This window comes from Burkholderia sp. SIMBA_062 (genome assembly GCF_046534765.1).
Classification (GTDB): domain Bacteria; phylum Pseudomonadota; class Gammaproteobacteria; order Burkholderiales; family Burkholderiaceae; genus Burkholderia; species Burkholderia ambifaria.
This window is the reverse complement of the sequence record NZ_JAWRYD010000084.1, coordinates 1-1,674: the sequence shown is the minus strand read 5'-3', so window position 1 is coordinate 1,674 and position 1,674 is coordinate 1. Positions and strand designations below refer to the sequence as shown.

Genomic DNA, 1,674 nt, shown 5'->3' with positions numbered 1-1,674 from the left:
CAGATCCTGGCTAACCTCACGGGCCGGGCACCCGTTCACTAACCCGCGAGGTGTTGCACTTCGCTCTTGAAACCGCCCTGCTAACCTACCGCATGCTCTGTTACCTTCGCATGGCTGGACGACTTCAGGCGACTGCGCATCTGGTTCGAGCGCCTCGCAGTCCACGAAGCGCCCATGAAAATTGACGCTTGCATCATCTGCTGGCGACTGCTTCAAATTCATTGTGTTAGAGCTTCTTAGAGACGGTTTCAAAAAGGGCCCGTGGGGCTGTTAACTTTCGCGGCGAGCTGTTAACCTCAGGCATCGGAACAACCGAGACCGAGGAGATGGGCAAGCCGATCATCGACGACGAATTGTGGATACTGATCGAGCCGTTACTGCCGCCGCCCAAGCCGCGGCGCGAGAAGAACCCGGGTCGCCTACCTGTTTCGAATCGCGCCGCGCTGACGGGCATCTTGTTCGTTCTCAAGACCGGACTGCGCTGGCGCGATCTGCCTGCCGAGATGGGTTGCGGCTCGGGCGTGACATGTTGGCGACGACTACGCGACTGGCAGGCGGCCGGCGTGTGGGACCGCCTGCACGAACTGCTGCTCGCGAAGCTGCGAGCGGCAGACCAGATCGACTTCTCGCGAGCCGCTGTCGATTCATCATCGATTCGCGCCGTTGGGGCGGGCCAAAAACTGGGCCGGACCCTACCGATCGCGCGCGACCCGGTTCCAAGCACCACATCGTCACCGACGCGAACGGCACGCCGCTTGCCACGATCCTGACCGGCGCGAACGTCAACGACGTCACGCAGTTGCTGCCGCTCATCGATGCGATTCCGCCGATTCGAGGATTGCGCGGCCACCCACTGCACAGACCGCGGGTGGTCTACGCCGATCGTGGTTACGACTCCGAGCAACATCGGCAAGCGTTGCACAATCGCGGTATCGAGCCGGTGATCGCCAAGCGCCGTACCGAATATGGCAGTGGCCTTGGCAAATATCGCTGGGTCGTGGAACGCACGCATGCTTGGCTGCATCACTTCCGTCGCCTCCGTATTCGTTTCGAGCGACGTGCGGACATTCACGGCGCGTTCCTCAAACTCGGTTGTTGCCTGATCTGCTGGAATACCCTCCGGCGCGCCGAGCAGTCTTTATGAAACCGCTTCTTAGATACACCGCCGCAGAACGTTATCGATGTTGATCAACGCCAAGATCACGTCGTCGCGGTCAGTTGGTACAGTAAGTGCCTGTACAACATAGCGCCTCCCGGCGCGCAGGACAATGTGCGCGCCCTCACATCCCGATGCAACACTCGCGATCGACTCCCTTTGGCCGTTAGCCATCCGTCTCTGATCAGCGAACTCCCTGCAACTCCCGTCCGCGCTGAAATCGCGGCACCAACCCCTCACCCTCCTGAACAATTAGTGCCAGCTGAATGCGTCCACGCCCTTAGCAAGCACGCCGCGATCGTTCCCGACACGCATGCAGCCACCATCGGCGTGGGTCAATCAACGGCATGGATTTTGCGTTCTCGGTTTCCGCAGGTAAATAAAACTAAGCATATCTTTGCTATACTAAAAATAACTTAACTTCATCGCCACGGCGCCCACTGAACCGCACCGGGAATCGTGGAGGCTGGTTGGTTTAAGTTAATGCAGGCACGTCAGCGGTATTTCCGAGTTGCCTG

Annotated in this window: 1 protein-coding gene; it reads left to right on the top strand. The window is 59.3% G+C overall.

Translation table 11 applies throughout. The features are described 5' to 3' along the window. Positions 1–326 precede the first annotated feature (326 nt). Positions 327–1,144 (top strand): IS5 family transposase gene (locus SB786_RS35435; RefSeq protein ID WP_410731469.1). Its coding sequence is split into 2 segments (ribosomal slippage): positions 327–675 and positions 675–1,144, totalling 819 coding nucleotides; the frame shifts between segments, so codons are not numbered across the junction. The last annotated feature ends 530 nt before the right edge of the window (positions 1,145–1,674 follow it).